Below are 16978 nucleotides of genomic sequence, written 5' to 3' on the forward strand. Positions count from 1 at the left end.
TGTATCCCTCATCAAAAAATTGGTTGTAAATCTAAAACCAAACCGGGTAATACATCTTCTCCAGATAAACTTGTCGGAGATTGTAAAACTTCTACTTCTTGATTTTGGCGATAAATTTCTACTTGTTTATCTTGAGGATTAATTAGCCAAGTTCCCAGTTCCTCGTTCCCAGTCTCCGACTGGGAATGCCTTCCGGGAGGTTCTACCTCCCATCTTAACGGCATTTTTAACCTAAACCCAGAAAACCAGAAATTAGCGGGAACAGCTTACTACATTCTTCAAGCAATGTGGGTACACTCATGAGAATACCCTTTAACATTGTAATTGCTGTATCTGCTAAATCTTGTTTTTCTTGAGGATTTTGTGCTGCTTCTGCTAAAGCTTTGACTTGCTTGAGTGCCTTTTCTTTATCTTTTGGTGTTAAATCAGAATCAGCTTCAATTGCTGTTTGCAGTTGTGTCAAAATTTCCTTAATTCCCGGTTTCTCAGGTTCGGGTGCAGGTGGTAATTCATTAATAGTATTTGTTACTGTACCGCTAATTTCACCTAAATTTAAAGCTTGTCCACTAGCATTAAAATCTCTACCAACACTACCAATTTCAACTTTACGACTGGAATCATTACTGTTAGTCATATTTTTATTCTCCACTTTGTTATCAATTTGAACATTAATAGGTTTATTGGCTAATGACATAATCATTTCTGGAATTTTTCCACTTTGTTGACGATGGAAAATTATTTCCTCATTTTTTGCTTGTAAAAGTGATTTATATTTTTCTTCTACTGCTGCTAATGCTAATTGATAATTTTGAGTAAAGTCACTGTGAATCTTTTCTTTATCAGCACCTTCAGGTGCATTCACCTTAACAACAACTACGCCATCACCTTTATTTTCAATACTCTGGATAGATAATTCAGTGTCTTCATTTTGGTTCTGCACCTTGCCAGTATTACCTGGTCTAGCAAAATCCTGTCAGGTTTTGACCTTTAAAAGAGCGCCCTCGGAGATTTTTACCGGAGTAGTCTGGCGGCATAATCGCGTCAACAAGAGTTTATTGCTTAGATTCTATACATATTTGCTGGGCATTATTCCTGATTATGGCAAAATTTTGTTAAATTCGGCTTTTGGTACTCGTAGGCAAATATTTTTAAAATATAGCCGTGGACAGGGTGGTTAGGACATCACAAGAGGGTTTTACTCCTGAACGGCAGTTGCTTTATGCCGGGGAACCCGTCCACCGCACTGCCTCCTCCTGACTCCTGACTCCTGACTCCTGCTATAAATTAAAATAAGAGTCTAATTTCCTGGGATTATTATATGAATAATCAACTCTATGAACAAGATTTTAATCTTTGGCGAGAAACGATTATTGAACAAATCAAAGAACAACATTTTCATGATGTTGATTGGGAACATTTGCTTTTAGAATTAGAAGATATGGGTAAATCAGAGAAACGATCATTTTTGAGTAATTTAACAATCTTGATTGCTCATTTACTCAAGTTGACCGTTCAAGCTGATGCTCCAGAAATGATGAAAGGCAGTTGGTATAGTTCTGTGACAGAACATCGCTTTCGAGTCAAAAAAGATTTAGAAGAAAATCCTTCTTTTAAAAATTATCTTCATGAAGTTATTTCTCCTGCTTATGCTGATGCTCGCAAACTGGCAATTAAAGAAAGTAAAAATGCTAAATTAGGAATGAGAAAACCTGATGAATCAGAATATCCCCTCGATTTTCCTTTTACTTTAGAACAGTTATTAGATGAAGATTTTTATGGAGATGTCTATTAACCTGCGTGGGCAAGCTTCCTAAGTATGCATTGGTAAATATAAAAACATGAAATTTCCGAGAGAACGACTGCCAAAGATTCAGTTTGCCAGATTGGCTGATTTTTCTGGGACTAAAACTACTAGAATTAGTATTGATGCTGGATAATGGGAAAGCTTTGACATTTACTAGCCAATCTAGCCCGGAAAAAAAGAACTAATTACTATGCGAACTCACTATTGCGGAGAACTCCGAAAAGAAGATATTGGAGAAACTGTTACTTTATACGGTTGGGTAGACCGTTACCGCGATCATGGAGGAGTGACATTTTTAGATTTGCGCGATCGCTCTGGGCTAGTCCAAATTGTCAGTGATCCTCAACGTACTCCCGATTCTTACTCTGAGGCTAACACCCTACGCAATGAATATGTTGTCGCTATCACTGGCAGAGTCACCCAACGTCCCCCAGAATCCCTAAATCCCCGCATCCCCACCGGCGAAGTCGAAATCTACGCCGATAAAATTGAATTACTGAACTCCATTCGCAAGCAACTACCTTTCCAAGTTGCTAGTGGTAACAACGATCCAGTCCGGGAAGAATTGCGGTTAAAATATCGTTATTTGGACTTGCGACGCGATCGCATGGCGCAAAATATGCAATTGCGTCACCAAGTCATCAAAGCTATGCGACGCTACTTGGAAGATTTAGAAGGTTTTATCGAAGTCGAAACCCCCATTCTCACCCGTTCCACCCCCGAAGGTGCAAGAGATTACATCCTACCCAGTCGCGTTAATCCCAATGAGTGGTTTGCTTTACCCCAATCACCGCAACTATTTAAACAATTATTGATGGTATCCGGTATGGATAGATACTATCAAATTGCGCGATGTTTCCGGGATGAAGATTTACGCGCCGATAGACAACCAGAATTTACACAATTAGACATGGAAATGAGTTTCATGTCTGAAAATGAAATTATTGAACTCAACGAAAAGTTAGTTTGTCATATTTTCAAAACCGTTAAAGGCATCGATTTACCTCATCCTTTCCCTCGTCTCACCTACGCTGATGCGATGAATAAGTATGGAAGCGATAAACCAGACACCCGCTACGGTTTGGAATTAGTTGATGTTTCTGATGTCTTAAAAGATTCTGGTTTTAAAGTTTTTCGAGAAGCTATTGCTAACGGTGGTATCGTCAAAATCCTCCCCATTCCTAACGGTAATGACGCAATTTCTAATGTTCGCATCAAACCAGGTGGCGACATCTTTAAAGAAGCAGCAGAAGCCGGTGCAAAAGGTTTAGCATATATCCGCGTTCGGGAAAATGGCGAAATTGACACTATCGGTGCAATTAAAGATAACCTCACACCCGAACAAAAGCAGGAAATCTTAACCCGCACAGGTGCAAAAGCCGGTCATTTGTTATTATTTGCAGCAGCTGATACCGCAACTGTAAACAAAACTTTAGACAGACTCCGCCAATTTGCAGCCAGGGAATTTAATTTAATTCCAGCAGATAAACTCAATTTACTCTGGATTACAGATTTCCCCATGTTTGAGTGGAATGCTGATGAAAAACGTCTGGAAGCATTACACCACCCCTTCACAGCACCTCATCCTGACGATTTGCACGACTTAAAAACTGCCCGCGCTCAAGCCTATGATTTGGTGTTTAATGGTTTTGAAATAGGTGGTGGAAGTCTGCGGATTTATCAACGCGAAATTCAAGAACAGGTGTTTGAAGCGATTGGTTTATCACCAGAAGAAGCACAAAGTAAATTTGGCTTTTTGTTAGAAGCTTTTGAATATGGAACTCCTCCTCATGGTGGCATTGCTTACGGTGTAGACCGTTTGGTAATGTTGTTATCTGGAGAAGAATCAATTCGTGATGTCATTGCTTTTCCAAAAACACAACAAGCACGTTGTTTGTTAACAGATGCACCTTCCAGTGTAGATGCAAAACAATTAAAAGAACTGCACGTTGCTTCGACTTTCAAGCCTAAAGCCTAAGTAATATCGTGTTTGGTTAAAGACTTATCATTAAGGCTGACGCGGTGACGCGGAGACACGGTGAGCTTTTTTGATAAGTAATTAAGCGAACATGATAAGCTGTTGGAAATTTATAGCTGTAGCCAGGATAATTAGCACATTATTAATCCTTGAAACTTAGATATAATAAGGCTTTCCCTCCTGCCTCCTGCCCTCTGCCTCCTGCCTCCTGCTATAACTTGCATATTGCCTAGAACTAAAACTCTTGTGGGGTGGGCATACTTCGACAAGCTCAGTACAAGTCCTGCCCGCCCTAATTATGCAAATTAAAGAATGTTAGTGAAAAATTTTTGCGTCTTCAGCCCAAAATACATAATTTTTCTTTGCGTCTTTGCGCCTTTGCGTGAGATTATCCTCTTGACAAATCTCCAACACCAGCGAATGAAACAGCCCTGCCCACCTCCACATCTCCACTTCCCCGCGTCTGGCTATAGTTGCATTGATTTCAAAACTTCCACCAATTTCTCAATATGCTCTTTTTCATGTGTCGCCATGACTGATATTCTAATCCGACTTGTGGGGACTGTAGGAGGACGAATTGCAGGTGCAAAAATACCCGCTTCTCTTAATTGCTTTCCCGCTTTTAACGCTGTCGCTGCATCAGATAATTGAAAACATAATATTGCAGATTCTGTAGGTAATAATTGTAAATTAGGTAAATACTCTTTGATTAATTGTTTCAAATAATCAACATTCCGCCACAATTGCTGACGGCGTTGGGGTTCTTGTTGTACTATCTTAATTGCGGCTAAAGCTGCTGCTGTGTCTGCTGGTGAAAGCGCAGTGGTGTAAATCCAACTGGGGGCGCGATTTCGCAAAAAGTCAATGAGGGCGTTACTTGCGGCTACATATCCCCCTAAACTACCCAAAGCTTTACTTAAAGTCCCAATTTGAATTAATTCTCTACCTGTACAGCCGAAATGTTCTACACAGCCAGCGCCTGTCTTTCCCATGACTCCAGTAGCGTGCGCCTCATCTAATAAGAGCATACAATTAAATTCTTCAGCTAAATCCAGTAATTCAGGTAAGGGACATAAATCACCGTCCATGCTGAAGACGCTATCTGTAATAAGTAAACAGCGTCTGTAGTTGTGGCGTTGTTCTTGTAAGGTTTTCACTAGTAATGCAGTACTATTATGCGGATATTCAACAATAGTAGCCCCGCTGAGAACTGCCCCACTTTTTAAACTGGAATGATTATATTGATCAGATAAGATTAAATCTCGTTTACCGACTAAGGCTGTAATTGTACCTATATTAGCTAAATAACCAGAACTAAATACTACTGCTTCTTCTGTTTGTTTAGTAGATGCTATCCCTTGTTCTAAATCTCTGTGTAATTCTCTATGTCCACTGAGTAATCGAGAACCTGTGCTACCAGTTCCAAATTCTTGAATCGCAGCAATAGCGGCTGTTTGTAAGCGTTCATCACCTGCCAGTCCCAAGTAGTCATTACTGGCAAAATTAATCACCTCTTGCCCAGATAAAAGCACAGTTGCACCAGGACGACTGTGAATTGTCTGTACTGAACGATACCAGTTAGCCTGATGTATAGTTGCCAGAGATTCCTCTATCCAAGCATAAGGATTATGATTCATTACTCAGAACTTGATGTATTACAGCAGATTGCAAATAAATGAGGTACAGAATCTAAATTCAAAGCTAAAACCATTCGGTACTAGGTACTAGGTACTCGGTACTCACAACTCTTCTGACTCCTACACCCCAGCTTCAGTATTGCTCAGATGTGCGATCGCTTGTTTAATCCAATCTTCCACATAGGCATCTTTGGGTAAACCAATATTTTCGCTGACTACGTGCAGAGCATGACTGACTTCATGGGCAGTATATCCCAAAGCAAAAAGAGTCATTTGCACTTCTTCTAAAATTCCTGGTGCTGGCCCACCTGTAGCGACGAAGAAGCCTGCTGATTTGCGCCACTCAATCAGTTTGCTTTTCAGTTCTAAACAAATGCGTTCAGCGGTTTTTTTGCCCACACCGGGAGCTTGAATTAACATTTGAGTGTTAGCCGCAATAATGGCTTGGACTAACTCTGGTAATTCTAAAGTATCCAACAGCGCGATCGCTAAAGCTGCACCAATACCGGTAACACTGAGCAAATGACGAAATAAATCCCGTTCTGAAGGGGAAGAAAAACCGTAGAGTAAAGGTACTTCTTCCCGAATCTGGTAATGGGTAAAAATTTGTACCACATCCCCAGTTGATGTCAATTGGTTAGCCAGACGTTGGGGAATATATAAATCGTAACCCATGCCATTTACTTCTAACGTCAACATGACGCGATTAGAGCCAACCGTTTGCACACCAGCAACAATACCTTTGAGATAGCTAATCATTCTAGGAAACCAAAATATGTTAGTCCTTCCATAATCCCAGCAGCACAACGGTTTTGTGCGAGGTAACGGTAGTCCGCAGGATTCTGATTATGCCATTGGAGTAACTCTGGACGAGCATTTCCGACAATGATTCCCCGTTCCCTACCTACAGCGAATAAAGCAATATCATTACCCGAATCGCCACAAACAACAGTCTGCTCGGCTGCAAATTTCCACTTCTGACGGAGAAACTGCATTGCTTGACCTTTATCGCTGGTCAGGGGTAAAATGTCAAGGTCTATTCCGCTACTATAAATTAACTTTACATTTAATTTAGTTTTTTGCAACTCAGACTCAAGTTGTGGTAGTATGCCTGACAATTCTTCCTTCAGGAAAAAGCTGACCTTGAAAGGACGTTGTTCTGTATCTGGTTGTAGCACTAATTCTGGGAATTGCTCAGTGATAGATAAGATTTTTTGGCTATCCCACCCTTGAGACAGGATACTTGACCATTGTGGATCAGGATTGTTGCTACCATCTAAATAGATTTCTGTACCCACAGACAGAACCAGAGCATCTGGTGAAAAGAGATTTTTTTCCTGTTGGAGTTCTTGATATAGAGTTGGAGAGCGACCTGTAGAGTAGACTATTTTTGTCCCATGTTTTTCACGGTGTCTTTGCAAGCGATCGCTCAACTCCAATAATGCCTGATCATCGCCTACGAAGGTATGATCTAAATCGGTGACGAATAAAAACTTAGTCACAGCCCACTCCTTTTGTTAGGTTAATCAACAAAAAGTGTATGCTGTTTTTGCAACTTCTATATAGATATGATGGATGAGAAGTATTACAGCGCGTGATCCAGCTGAACTCGTCTATCTCACCCCAAACGTCACCACCGATTTTTGAATCCTTGTCATAGACATCTCCAGAAATGAAATATGCGTTATCCAGAAACGCACATTTAATTTTCACTCCTATGTCTAATAGACTAATCCGCCATTTCGGACAACCTTGAATGGTGCGGCTGTTGGTGTGTACGCAGACATCAGCAACTAAATGGCAATCAGGATTAAAAATCAGCCGCATTACCAAAAAAGTTTACAAATATTAATTTTAATGTTACACTTCTTAACATAAGGAAAAAAAGGATAAACCAATGCGTACAAATACTGCTATTATTGACGACCAAGGTAAACTCAACAACTTTGCGATTGAGCCAAAGGTTTATGTAGACGAACAAGGCGATCGCACTGGTTTCACCTCCTATGCAGAATTGCTCAACGGTCGTTTAGCAATGATTGGGTTTATATCTCTCATAGCCTTAGAAGTAGTGACCGGACACGGTATTTTTGGTATTTTGGCCAATCTATAAGAATCCGTTTTGATTGCTCATAGCTTGCGTGGCGTAGCCATACTTATATTGTGTCCGGTTAAATACTTATCATTAGGGCTAATGCACAGATGGGTCGAGCTTTTTGATAAGCAATTAGCCGGACTTGATACCATAAATGATATTTGATAGCTTGCGTGGCGTAGCCATAAAATTTTAAGTCTCGTAGGGTGGGCATTGCCCACCTTTCGTATATTTTCCAACTCAAAGAAGAGTCCTAAGTTACTTTTAATTGTACGGATTTACCTAACTCCAATACCTGCGTTGATGATCAATGGTGAATTTCTAAATTGAGGATATAGTGTCCTAGTTGGACTTTTTCTGACCACAATTCATACTCCAGTCGCAAATGCTCTGGTAAACTTTTTCCGCCTAGGTGCAAGCTTTTAGTAAAATTGCGGAGACGTATAGGCTTGTGAGGTTGTAATGACTCAGTTGGTAACCAATAACGACTAATGCCATAAACTCCCTCTTCCCAGAAATGACGGTAACTAACTTGACCATTTCCTTGCATAGTCATAGTTACTCGATAAGGGGAAATCTCCAGCCACAAAATTCTGGGACTGCTGGGGGGATAAGGGCTTTGATGATTGTGGCTAGGGCTATCTTCTGGATTCAGAGAACTCCCAACTTCACAACTAATTAAGGGTGGTGCTGTCAATAGTAAATGAAAGCGATCAGTATCTTTTTGATACAACGTTCCGGCAGTTTCAACCACAGACCAAACTGGTAGGTCAGTGGAAATAACCGATAAGCACACGGGTTTGCGGTGATTGGTGAGCATGGGAGCAACAAGGGTGAGGAGCGAATAAAATCAAATCAACACGAGGGGATCTAGAAAATCAGCATTCTTTTTCTGCTGTTTAAGCTAAAACCTGCTTAATATTAACTGAATCTACTGGTTTATTAATCTAGACAAATTCGGATGCAAACAGTTAATATCTCCAGGTAAACACAAAAAAATGATGCTTTTTCTACAAAAAGCGAGTCTGGGAATATTTTTCTCCAAGCCCTGAGAATATCGCCTCAAAATAGAGGGAGTGTTTTTAGATAACGAAAAGCGATAGGATACTAGGCAGGAAGTCCCAAGTGACAGCAAATAAAGTCACTAAAAGATTTTCAGTCTATTTAGAAGCCAGTGTATCCTAATGTCGGCTGCTGTTATAACTTTAGAAACTCAAGAAAACAGTTCTCATAACTTGACTATTCAGCGACCCCCCTCTGGACTGTCTCTACAGGGTCGGCTCCAGGTTCCTGGGGATAAATCTATTTCTCACCGGGCTTTAATGTTGGGTGCGATCGCTGAAGGTGAAACTCAAATTCAAGGACTGCTGTTAGGAGAAGACCCCCGCAGCACTGCTAGCTGTTTTCGATTGCTAGGTGCAGAAATTTCGGAATTAAATACAGAATTTGTGCGGGTTAAAGGAATTGGACTGGGGAATTTCCAAGAACCTGTGGATGTGTTAAACGCGGGTAACTCTGGTACAACCATCAGATTGATGTTAGGGCTGTTAGCTTCCCACCCAGGGCGGTTTTTTACAGTTACAGGTGATGATTCCTTGCGATCGCGTCCCATGTCCCGTGTTGTCAAACCTTTACAACAAATGGCCGCAGAAATCTGGGGACGCAAAGGTAACTCTTTAGCACCTTTAGCGATTCAAGGACAAGCCCTCAAACCCATTCACTATCATTCTCCCATCGCTTCGGCTCAAGTTAAATCCTGTATTCTGCTTGCAGGTTTAAACACCGAGGGTAAAACTACTGTCACCGAACCCGCTTTATCACGGGATCACAGTGAGCGAATGTTAAGAGCTTTTGGGGCAGAATTGACTATAGACCCAGAAACCAACAGTGTTACGGTGACGGGGAATGCTAAACTCTATGGTCAAAAAGTCGTTGTTCCTGGTGATATCAGTTCAGCGGCTTTTTGGTTAGTCGCTGGATCTATTGTTCCCGGTTCTGATTTGGTTGTGGAAAATGTCGGTGTCAATCCTACCCGCACTGGGATTTTAGAAGCTTTGTCAATGATGGGAGCAGATATTCAACTGGAAAATCAGCGGGAAGTAGCTGGGGAACCGGTTGCAGATTTGCGGGTGCGTTCTAGTCAGTTAAAAAGCTGCACCATTGCTGGGGATATTATACCCAGATTAATTGATGAAATTCCTATTTTGGCGGTAGCGGCGGCATTTGCTGAAGGTACTACCATTATTCGGGATGCAGCGGAATTGCGAGTTAAAGAAAGCGATCGCATTACCGTGATGGCACAACAGCTTAATCAAATGGGCGCTAAAATTACCGAATTACCAGATGGGATGGAAATTACTGGTGGTACTCCCCTAGTGGGAACTGACGTAGATAGCCATACAGATCATCGTATAGCTATGAGTTTAGCGATCGCTGCTCTCAATGCTACCGGAACCACAACCATTCACCGCGCCGAAGCTGCGGCTATTTCTTACCCCAACTTCACCAACACTTTAGCAGCAGTTTGTCGTTAACCATTCCAACATAGAGCCGTAAGCATAACTCTCTTCAATTTTTAATTTTCACTTTTCAATTTTTAAGTGTTGAGGATGTTGACTTCCGGCTCTGAATTTGCTATACTCAATCTTGATAAGGAAGAACTATCTTAAAAAAAATATTCAACAAAAAATCCTTAACCGCTGATAAAGCGGTTTTTTAGTATAGCCGTGGACAGGGTGGTTAGGACATCAATTGATAATGAAACTCTCACTACAAGAGGGTTTTACTCCTGACTCCTGAACCGAAGGTCTGCGAAGCGTCTCCTGACTCCTGACTCCTGCTATAGACCCATAACTAGGACTTGCTGTTACGCACAAAGTATTTTTTATCGAGAATCCGAAGAAGATATCATTTCCCGAATGGCTAAAGCTGTTGCCGGTGCGAGTAAAACTCCATTGCGATAATGACCAGTTGCCAAGAGGACATTACTAAAACCAGGTAATTTATCAATTACTGGTGCGGGTCTACCTTCAGGACGGGGACGTAAACCCGACCAAGTGCGAAGAATTTTAGCTGTGGCTAAATCTGGGCAAAATGCGATCGCTTGTGCTTTCACAAATTCTAGCAATTCTTTATTGGGAGGTATCTCATCGCCATCATTGGGGAATTCCACCGTTGCACCCACCCAATAGTCACCACTACCCATAGGTACAAGATGGACATCATTACCAGTAATCACCGGTTGAAAGTCAGCATTGCCTAAAATCCGCCCTACACTGAGGTATAAAGCCTGCCCTAGCACCGGACGGATATTCACCTTTTGATTTAATTGTGCAGTCAGTGGCGTAGAACCCAAGCCAGCAGCAACTATAAACCAGTCAGCAGTAACTTTACCCTCGGAAGTTTCAATAGATTTAAGTTGCTCAATAACTGCCGGCAATAATTGAGATGATGGAGTTGGGCTACTTAGGACACTCACACCAAATTTAAAATTAACCCCATTACGTTGAGCCGCATCCACTAAAGCTAAAGTTAAAGCCGTGGGATTCAGTTGCCGATCTTGAGGAGAATAGACAGCACCAATAATTTTGGGGTGATTGATTTGCGGACAGAATTTCTGGAGTTGTTTATTGTCCCAAACGTCTAACTGCCAACCTTGAGATTTACGAACTTCTCGTAATTGTTCCCATTCTGTCATGACTTCTACCCCACTTTCCAAGGGGTGTTCTGCATCTTCCGATAACAGCATCACAATTCCCTGACGGTTATAAGGGATTTTGCGACCTGTAATAGCTTCTAGTTCAGGAATCAAAGTTTCATAACGTTGGATACTTGATTGGCGCATTTGCCAAGCTTTACCCTTGATTTTGTGGCTGATTACGCCCATCAGTACACCAAGCGCAGCGCTGGTAGAACCTTGTGCTGGTGGGTTTTTATCGAAAACCGTGATATTCAAACCTTTAACTTGGCTCAGTTCGTAGGCGATCGCCGCCCCAACTACACCACAACCGATAATTACTACATTCATGACTTTTGTTAAGAGTGAGGAGTGAAGAGTCAGGAGTTTCTCCCTTAACCCTATCACCCCATCACCCCAGCATTTTGTGACTGAAGACGCTAAGAAAGTCTGAAGAAGACGCTCAAGATGGGGAGATGGGGAGACGCTCAAGATGGGGAGATGGGGAGACGCTCAAGACGCTCAAGATGGGGAGATGGGGAGATGGGGGATTCCGATATAGTGGGGGCTTAAAAGATCCACCAATTGGAAGCTACCAAATATTCGATTTTTCTGGGAGACTCAGATCCCCGTGTCCCCCTGTCCCCCTGTCCCTCTTTCCCCGTGTCCCCCTGTCCCCGTGTCCCCGCGTCTTTTTAGTTACTGCTTTCTGGAACCAGTTGCAGGAACTTATCAATATCTACAATGGTGTCCTTGTAGTTACTTAAAGCTAGACTAGTGTTACCGACGGTAGCAGCTTGGTCAATTTTAACCAAGTGGCTCAATAAATCTCTGGTGATCTGCCGTGCTTTTGGTTGGTCTTGAGGTAGTAGGTTGGGGATAACATAAGTCATATTCAGCCTAGCTTCTGTGATTGGACCGTGGATAAAATTACCTACATTGATCCATTCACCGTTTTGAATCAGGCTTTTTAATTCTTCTGAGCGATCGCGCACTACCTGAATATCTGGAACATATTCCTGGATTTTCGCCACTTGTGCCGATGTATAAGTGGGAGGTGCAGCTGCGACACTAGGTCCGCCACAACTGATTAGGAAAGTTGCCAATAATACTAGAATCAATGAAAAAATAGAGCGTTGAGGCACCATAAATCCCAATAAATTTGCTGTTTGTTTGCCGATTTACAGTGTCATTTTAGATCGCTTGTGTGATTTATCGTTCTGTCAGCAAAGGTTTTTGCAGAAAATTTCCTAACCACACCATAAATTGTTACTCAGCACTTGTTACGGGCTAAACGCCCCGTTCGCGAACGCGAACAGCGTGTCCGCAGGACTCAGCGTCTCGTAGAGAAGAAAGCTAACAGCACTCAGCACTGTTTCGGTGATTGAGAGTTGCGAAATTTCCAAGGGATTGATAAGCTGAAACACTAATAAGATAAGCCTTCTGGCGATTTTTCTGTTTTCATATCCCCCACAAGCTGACCCAAGATTAGGAGTGTTTTGTCGTGAACGCATCTGAACAGGCAACAAACCTTGAACTCGCCAGCAAGATTGCCACGGTAGTTAACTTGTTCAAATTGGAGTTTCCTGATGCCAAATCGGATCTTAAACCTTGGCAGAATGACCCAGAAACAAGGGAATTAGTAGATCCAGATTCCATAGACATCGGGTTTCACTTTCCGGGAATCAGCAAATCTTGGCGCAGTCGCAGTATTTTGATTCAAATCCGTTTTTATCAAGATCCTATCAATCAATCCCAGCGAGCGATCGGTATTGAAGTATCGGGATTTGACCATCGTGGTCAAGTTTGGCGACTTTCAACAATAGAACAATGGAGTTTTGTGGGTGAGTCTGTTCCTTCTCCTGCAATTGGGGAAAAGCTCAAACAGATTTGCCGACAAATATTAGAAATATTTAACCCACATCCTGCGCCCTAAATTAGTTGGAGAGCAAAAAATTTTGGGCGAGAATGACAAGTCTATTGGGGATAATTCAGGTTAACCATCCCAAAGCCACACTTGTATCAAATCACTTAATTAAAGCTGCAAATGAATCTCCGCGTCTCCCCATCTGGAGCGTCTCCCCGTCTGTTCATTTGTATCAATCTTAAAGTGTAATTGTATTACCTGTTCGCGTAGCGTGCCGGAGGCATAAAGAGTGGAGAATGTCACCGCTTGTTAACGTTAGCCTCTAAGGTTTTGACCTGAGTTTGCAGTTCTTCTACTACTTGTATATGCGATCGCTCTACCAAGTAACCTGCCCAAACAAAGCTACCAGCTAACACCGTAACTGCGCCAACTAAAATACCCGTGAGCAATTTTACCTGAGAACGAAGATGTTTCACTTCGTAAATTTGATATTGAGTCGGGGAAAGAGAATTGAGATTGGCATCTTGATTTTCTCTGACTATTTCTACAGTTACATTTTCTACTATTTTGAACTCAATTTTACTTCGCAGCCAATTAGCAATCAAGTTAGGGCAATTCTTCTTAAACCATTGCCAAGCAATCATCCTGAATGCTGGTTTAGACATTTTGGAAATTACTTTCATAGTTCTATTGAGAGTGCGAAACTGAATCTTTTGATTAATAAGATTAGTTGCTCCTACATCGTAGAGACAGTTCAAGATCAACTTAATTGTAATTTCCTCTCTATCAATTAAATTTTCTAACAAGAGGAGAACATCTTGCATAAGTTTTTCTTCTCTTTCCTTTTCTGTAGCCAATTTTGTTAAGTCATTTGATGTTTTTATTGTCTCAGACATACTTTTTGTATAAAAAAGTGTTGGTTTTTAAGTATTTATCTATAATTATATCCACATAAAAAAGTATTGTAAAACTCCGCTGGAAATAGACCCTTTTCTAGCGGAGCGATACCCACGGTAAGCTACGCTAATGCTCGACCTATGTCCAAACCATAAAGTTTCAAAGGTGAGGCTGCGCCTAAGCGCAGCATCTTTGCGAAGAGAAATGACTTTGTTGGTGTGTAACACCAATGTGAAAAATGATTGTGACAGATGGACAGCGCCAAACCACTATCTATGTTTCACAATCCAAAATCTAAAATCCCCAATGGTAACTGCCCTTAAAGTGTCACCATTTATGACTTTGTTTGTGACAAATTGCCAAAAAAGTCATAATAATTCAACGCTTCCAAAATGCCCCAGGCATAATGCCCTTGAGCAAAATAAATCTGTGGACAGCCCCGCAGCTTTTCAAGTTCTTGGCTGTAATTCCCAACCACAACGGCTAATGTATTCCCAGCCAGCATAGATTCATCATTACCTGATGCCCCTGCCACCAAGAACCGTTGAACAGGTAAACCCCATTTCAAAGCCGCATAACGAATCGCATCTCCTTTAGAAGCGCGAATAGGTACTAAATCAAGATACATATTATGGCTATAAATGCCCTTGACAGGAAGCTGATGGCGACGCAGATGACGGATAATTTCCCGGAAGCTAGGCGATTTTTCTTCATCTACAAAATAGCTGATTTTAAACTTGCCTTGAGCTTCTGGTGGCTGTAATTCAACCCCAGGAATATCCTTCATCGCTGCACGAATTATCTTGGATTTCCAATTGTAGCCAATGTGTTTTTGCCAACTTGTATCTAGTACCACTTGGGGACCATAGTAAATTTCACTTCCTGCTGATGTAATTAGCAAATCTGGCATTGGGAATCGCCATTCCTCCAACATACTCAAGGTACTTTCGAGGCTGCGACCAGTCGCAATCCCAACTCCAGTTGTATCCCCCTGATTCCCAATTTGCTCAATCAACTGTTGCAAGGCTTCCTCATCACCTAATAATGTGTTATCTATTTCGCATACGAGGAAACGATCAGCAGTTGGTAGGTGGTTTGTATCAGGTATATTCCAGTCTGGGTGGTCGACTGCTGGAGATTCACTCAGCGGACTCAGCAGAGATTGAACTCTTCGTTGGGGAAATAAATGCACTTGCTCCAGATATTGTTCTACATGACTATGCCAGGAGAAATGTTTGCAGACATTAACCAAGCCATTGTTAGACCAGCGTTGCCATTGTTCAGTATCTGTCAGAGTGGTTCGCAATGCATTTTGTATTTCTTGAATATTCAGAGGATCAATCAGCAGACCATTCTCGCAAGCTGATAGGATATCTCTTGGACCACCGTCAGCAGTAGCAATAATAGGGACACCACAAGCACTGGCCTCAATCAGAGTCAGTCCAAATGGTTCTGTCAATGCGGGATTGATGAAAACTCCTCTTGTCTTAGCCGTCAGCCGATATAAGTCAGGTACATCGTCAGCATTGTGGTGTTTGGGATAAGCGATATGACCATAAAGATCATAGCGATCTATTAATTGCAATATCTCGATAAATACCTGGCGTGGACCTGATTCCATCGTCATGATATCCTCGCGTTTTCCCAGTACAATCACCAGGTTGGCTAAGTTACGCAGTTCCGGATCTTCGCCATAAGCTTTGATGAGACTACGCACATTTTTACGAATAGCCGGACGGGAAATTGCCATGATAATTGGCTTTTGCGGCTCTTTCAGAAAACGCTCTAATTCCTTTTGAATCGGTGGGTTCTGCCAATCATCTCCTACTGGGTAGAAACGCTCCAGAGTCACACCAGGAGGAATTACCACCATTCTTTCTGGTTGATAGTGGTCATAAACGCTGTACTGCTGCTCAACTTCTTGATGAGTACTGGCTATAACTAGGGCTGCACTACCAAGTGTGGTTTCCTCTGCTTCAATTCGCGTACTGATATGAAAATGATCTTCAATGACTTCTTGTTTGGTTCCCTGTTCTAGTAATCGTTGCTGCTTAACACGTCCGAGGGAGTGACCCGTATGTACAAGGGGCGTTCCTAACCAGCCTGCAACCCGACAGCCTACATATCCAGCGTCAGCATAGTGTGTATGAATGACATTTGGTATTCTGCCAACTTTGCGAATGTGTCTGAGCAATTCATCTGCAAAGGTATCTAAATGCTGCCAGAGAACTTCTTTGCGAAGGTAGCGACGGGGACCACAGGCAAGACGAATAATTTGGGCTTTGTCTGACAGAATTTCTATTGGTTGAGCATAGTCAGGACTCACTTTTGGGTCATTCACCAACCGCGTGACTAAATCAACTCTTTCTACTTTGGGGTTTTTGGCTAATGTGCAGGCAAGTTCGACTACATATTTTGTTTGTCCACCAGTATCGGCATCTCTTCCTAATTCTAGATTGTTACCACGAATTAAACCATGAACACTAACGAGTAGAATGTATAACCCTGGATTTTGTGACATCTTGTCTTCCTCCATAATTAACCGTATTGCAGGCTATGTTTAGCCTTTTTATACTGAATGGACTTGACTGTTATATGTGAAACATCCATCATACAGGTAGGTTGAGCAGTTTAACACTTTGTTAAAGCATCTGAATCTATAAAAAATTCGGAAAATTTATGGTTTTTCAGTTCATAGCAATTAACTGAGTTACCAATTTGAAGATAAGTAGGTCAACTTTTTATGTTTAGCAATTGGAAACGCAGATAAGTAGATAATAAAAAAAGCGCCTTCTGCGAACAGAAGACGCTTTTTTATTAATGAGACTTGGTTAACCAAGCCTCTTGTGAAATATTAACCGTTGATTGCAGGAGCGCTCATTGCAACAGGAGCAACATCACCAGCAGCCAAGTCTAGGGGGAAGTTGTGAGCGTTGCGCTCGTGCATTACTTCCATACCCAGGTTAGCGCGGTTGATTACGTCAGCCCATGTACCAATTACACGACCTTGAGAATCAATGATTG

At 41.8% G+C, this 16978-nt stretch carries 13 protein-coding genes and 3 pseudogenes; 5 read left to right on the forward strand and 11 right to left on the reverse strand.

Annotation, left to right across the window (positions count from 1 at the left end; all coding sequences use genetic code 11):
* Window positions 1–11: 11 nt before the first annotated feature.
* Together H6G68_RS26910 and H6G68_RS27370 are read right to left on the reverse strand one after the other, a co-directional pair.
* Window positions 12–149 (reverse strand): annotated as a pseudogene (locus H6G68_RS26910) (Uma2 family endonuclease); the annotation flags it as partial.
* Window positions 150–226: 77 nt separating this feature from the next.
* Window positions 227–943: pseudogene (locus tag H6G68_RS27370) on the reverse strand (pentapeptide repeat-containing protein); the annotation flags it as partial.
* A 375-nt stretch (window positions 944–1318) separates the two neighbouring features.
* Between H6G68_RS27370 and H6G68_RS22100 the strand changes: the two are divergent.
* Together H6G68_RS22100 and aspS are read left to right on the forward strand one after the other, a co-directional pair.
* Window positions 1319–1792, forward strand: coding sequence for a DUF29 domain-containing protein (locus tag H6G68_RS22100; RefSeq protein WP_190908568.1), 474 nt, complete (start codon window positions 1319–1321; stop codon window positions 1790–1792).
* A gap of 202 nt (window positions 1793–1994) precedes the next feature.
* Complete coding sequence (gene aspS, locus H6G68_RS22105; RefSeq protein WP_190908569.1) at window positions 1995–3782, forward strand: aspartate--tRNA ligase; 1788 nt, start codon at window positions 1995–1997, stop codon at window positions 3780–3782.
* Between the two features lie 467 nt (window positions 3783–4249).
* Here aspS and bioF read toward each other — a convergent pair whose 3' ends face one another.
* The 3 genes from bioF to H6G68_RS22120 form a co-directional block, all read right to left on the reverse strand.
* Window positions 4250–5419: an 8-amino-7-oxononanoate synthase gene (bioF, locus tag H6G68_RS22110; RefSeq protein WP_190908570.1), complete on the reverse strand. Its 1170-nt coding sequence runs from the start codon at window positions 5417–5419 to the stop codon at window positions 4250–4252.
* Between the two features lie 120 nt (window positions 5420–5539).
* On the reverse strand, window positions 5540–6178 hold the full coding sequence (gene ruvA / locus H6G68_RS22115) for a Holliday junction branch migration protein RuvA (protein ID WP_071191897.1): 639 nt from the start codon (window positions 6176–6178) through the stop codon (window positions 5540–5542).
* Entirely contained in the window at window positions 6175–6921 is a 747-nt protein-coding gene (locus H6G68_RS22120) for a sucrose-phosphate phosphatase (protein ID WP_190908571.1), read from the reverse strand. The genes ruvA and H6G68_RS22120 overlap by 4 nt, the downstream gene beginning before the upstream one ends.
* Window positions 6922–7316: 395 nt before the next feature.
* Here H6G68_RS22120 and H6G68_RS22125 point away from each other — a divergent pair, with 395 nt between their 5' ends.
* Window positions 7317–7532, forward strand: a complete 216-nt coding sequence (locus tag H6G68_RS22125; RefSeq protein ID WP_190908572.1) for a chlorophyll a/b-binding protein — start codon at window positions 7317–7319, stop codon at window positions 7530–7532.
* 289 nt (window positions 7533–7821) lie between these two features.
* On the opposite strand, the gene H6G68_RS22135 is transcribed toward H6G68_RS22125, so the two are convergent.
* Window positions 7822–8334: a hypothetical protein gene (locus H6G68_RS22135; protein WP_190908574.1), complete on the reverse strand. Its 513-nt coding sequence runs from the start codon at window positions 8332–8334 to the stop codon at window positions 7822–7824.
* Window positions 8335–8698: 364 nt separating this feature from the next.
* Here H6G68_RS22135 and aroA point away from each other — a divergent pair, with 364 nt between their 5' ends.
* Complete coding sequence (gene aroA, locus H6G68_RS22140) at window positions 8699–10048, forward strand: 3-phosphoshikimate 1-carboxyvinyltransferase (protein ID WP_190908575.1); 1350 nt, start codon at window positions 8699–8701, stop codon at window positions 10046–10048.
* A gap of 350 nt (window positions 10049–10398) precedes the next feature.
* Here aroA and H6G68_RS22145 read toward each other — a convergent pair whose 3' ends face one another.
* Together H6G68_RS22145 and psbQ are read right to left on the reverse strand one after the other, a co-directional pair.
* Window positions 10399–11541, reverse strand: coding sequence for an NAD(P)/FAD-dependent oxidoreductase (locus tag H6G68_RS22145; protein ID WP_190908576.1), 1143 nt, complete (start codon window positions 11539–11541; stop codon window positions 10399–10401).
* 344 nt (window positions 11542–11885) lie between these two features.
* Window positions 11886–12338 (reverse strand): photosystem II protein PsbQ, encoded by a 453-nt coding sequence (gene psbQ, locus H6G68_RS22150; protein WP_190908577.1) that lies wholly within the window; start codon window positions 12336–12338, stop codon window positions 11886–11888.
* Between the two features lie 356 nt (window positions 12339–12694).
* Between psbQ and H6G68_RS22155 the strand changes: the two genes are divergently transcribed.
* Window positions 12695–13126: a hypothetical protein gene (locus tag H6G68_RS22155; RefSeq protein WP_190908578.1), complete on the forward strand. Its 432-nt coding sequence runs from the start codon at window positions 12695–12697 to the stop codon at window positions 13124–13126.
* A 230-nt stretch (window positions 13127–13356) separates the two neighbouring features.
* On the opposite strand, the gene H6G68_RS22160 is transcribed toward H6G68_RS22155, so the two are convergent.
* The 3 genes and pseudogenes from H6G68_RS22160 to H6G68_RS22170 form a co-directional block, all read right to left on the reverse strand.
* The gene (locus tag H6G68_RS22160; protein WP_190908579.1) at window positions 13357–13953 is read right to left on the reverse strand and encodes a hypothetical protein; all 597 of its coding nucleotides are present in this window, start codon (window positions 13951–13953) and stop codon (window positions 13357–13359) included.
* Window positions 13954–14288: 335 nt separating this feature from the next.
* Window positions 14289–16475: an HAD-IIB family hydrolase gene (locus H6G68_RS22165; protein WP_190908580.1), complete on the reverse strand. Its 2187-nt coding sequence runs from the start codon at window positions 16473–16475 to the stop codon at window positions 14289–14291.
* Between the two features lie 333 nt (window positions 16476–16808).
* Window positions 16809–16978: pseudogene (locus tag H6G68_RS22170) on the reverse strand (photosystem II q(b) protein); the annotation flags it as partial.

It is taken from the genome of Anabaena catenula FACHB-362 (assembly GCF_014698735.1).
Lineage (GTDB): Bacteria > Cyanobacteriota > Cyanobacteriia > Cyanobacteriales > Nostocaceae > Anabaena > Anabaena variabilis_A.

Coding starts and splice junctions, on each gene's coding strand:
- psbQ (WP_190908577.1), bottom strand. CDS start 12,338: ATGGTGCCTCAACGCTCTATTTTTTCATTGATTCTAGTATTATTGGCA.
- aspS (WP_190908569.1), top strand. CDS start 1,995: ATGCGAACTCACTATTGCGGAGAACTCCGAAAAGAAGATATTGGAGAA.
- H6G68_RS22135 (WP_190908574.1), bottom strand. CDS start 8,334: ATGCTCACCAATCACCGCAAACCCGTGTGCTTATCGGTTATTTCCACT.
- H6G68_RS22160 (WP_190908579.1), bottom strand. CDS start 13,953: ATGTCTGAGACAATAAAAACATCAAATGACTTAACAAAATTGGCTACA.
- H6G68_RS22100 (WP_190908568.1), top strand. CDS start 1,319: ATGAATAATCAACTCTATGAACAAGATTTTAATCTTTGGCGAGAAACG.
- aroA (WP_190908575.1), top strand. CDS start 8,699: ATGTCGGCTGCTGTTATAACTTTAGAAACTCAAGAAAACAGTTCTCAT.
- ruvA (WP_071191897.1), bottom strand. CDS start 6,178: ATGATTAGCTATCTCAAAGGTATTGTTGCTGGTGTGCAAACGGTTGGC.
- H6G68_RS22145 (WP_190908576.1), bottom strand. CDS start 11,541: ATGAATGTAGTAATTATCGGTTGTGGTGTAGTTGGGGCGGCGATCGCC.
- H6G68_RS22125 (WP_190908572.1), top strand. CDS start 7,317: ATGCGTACAAATACTGCTATTATTGACGACCAAGGTAAACTCAACAAC.
- H6G68_RS22165 (WP_190908580.1), bottom strand. CDS start 16,475: ATGTCACAAAATCCAGGGTTATACATTCTACTCGTTAGTGTTCATGGT.
- bioF (WP_190908570.1), bottom strand. CDS start 5,419: ATGAATCATAATCCTTATGCTTGGATAGAGGAATCTCTGGCAACTATA.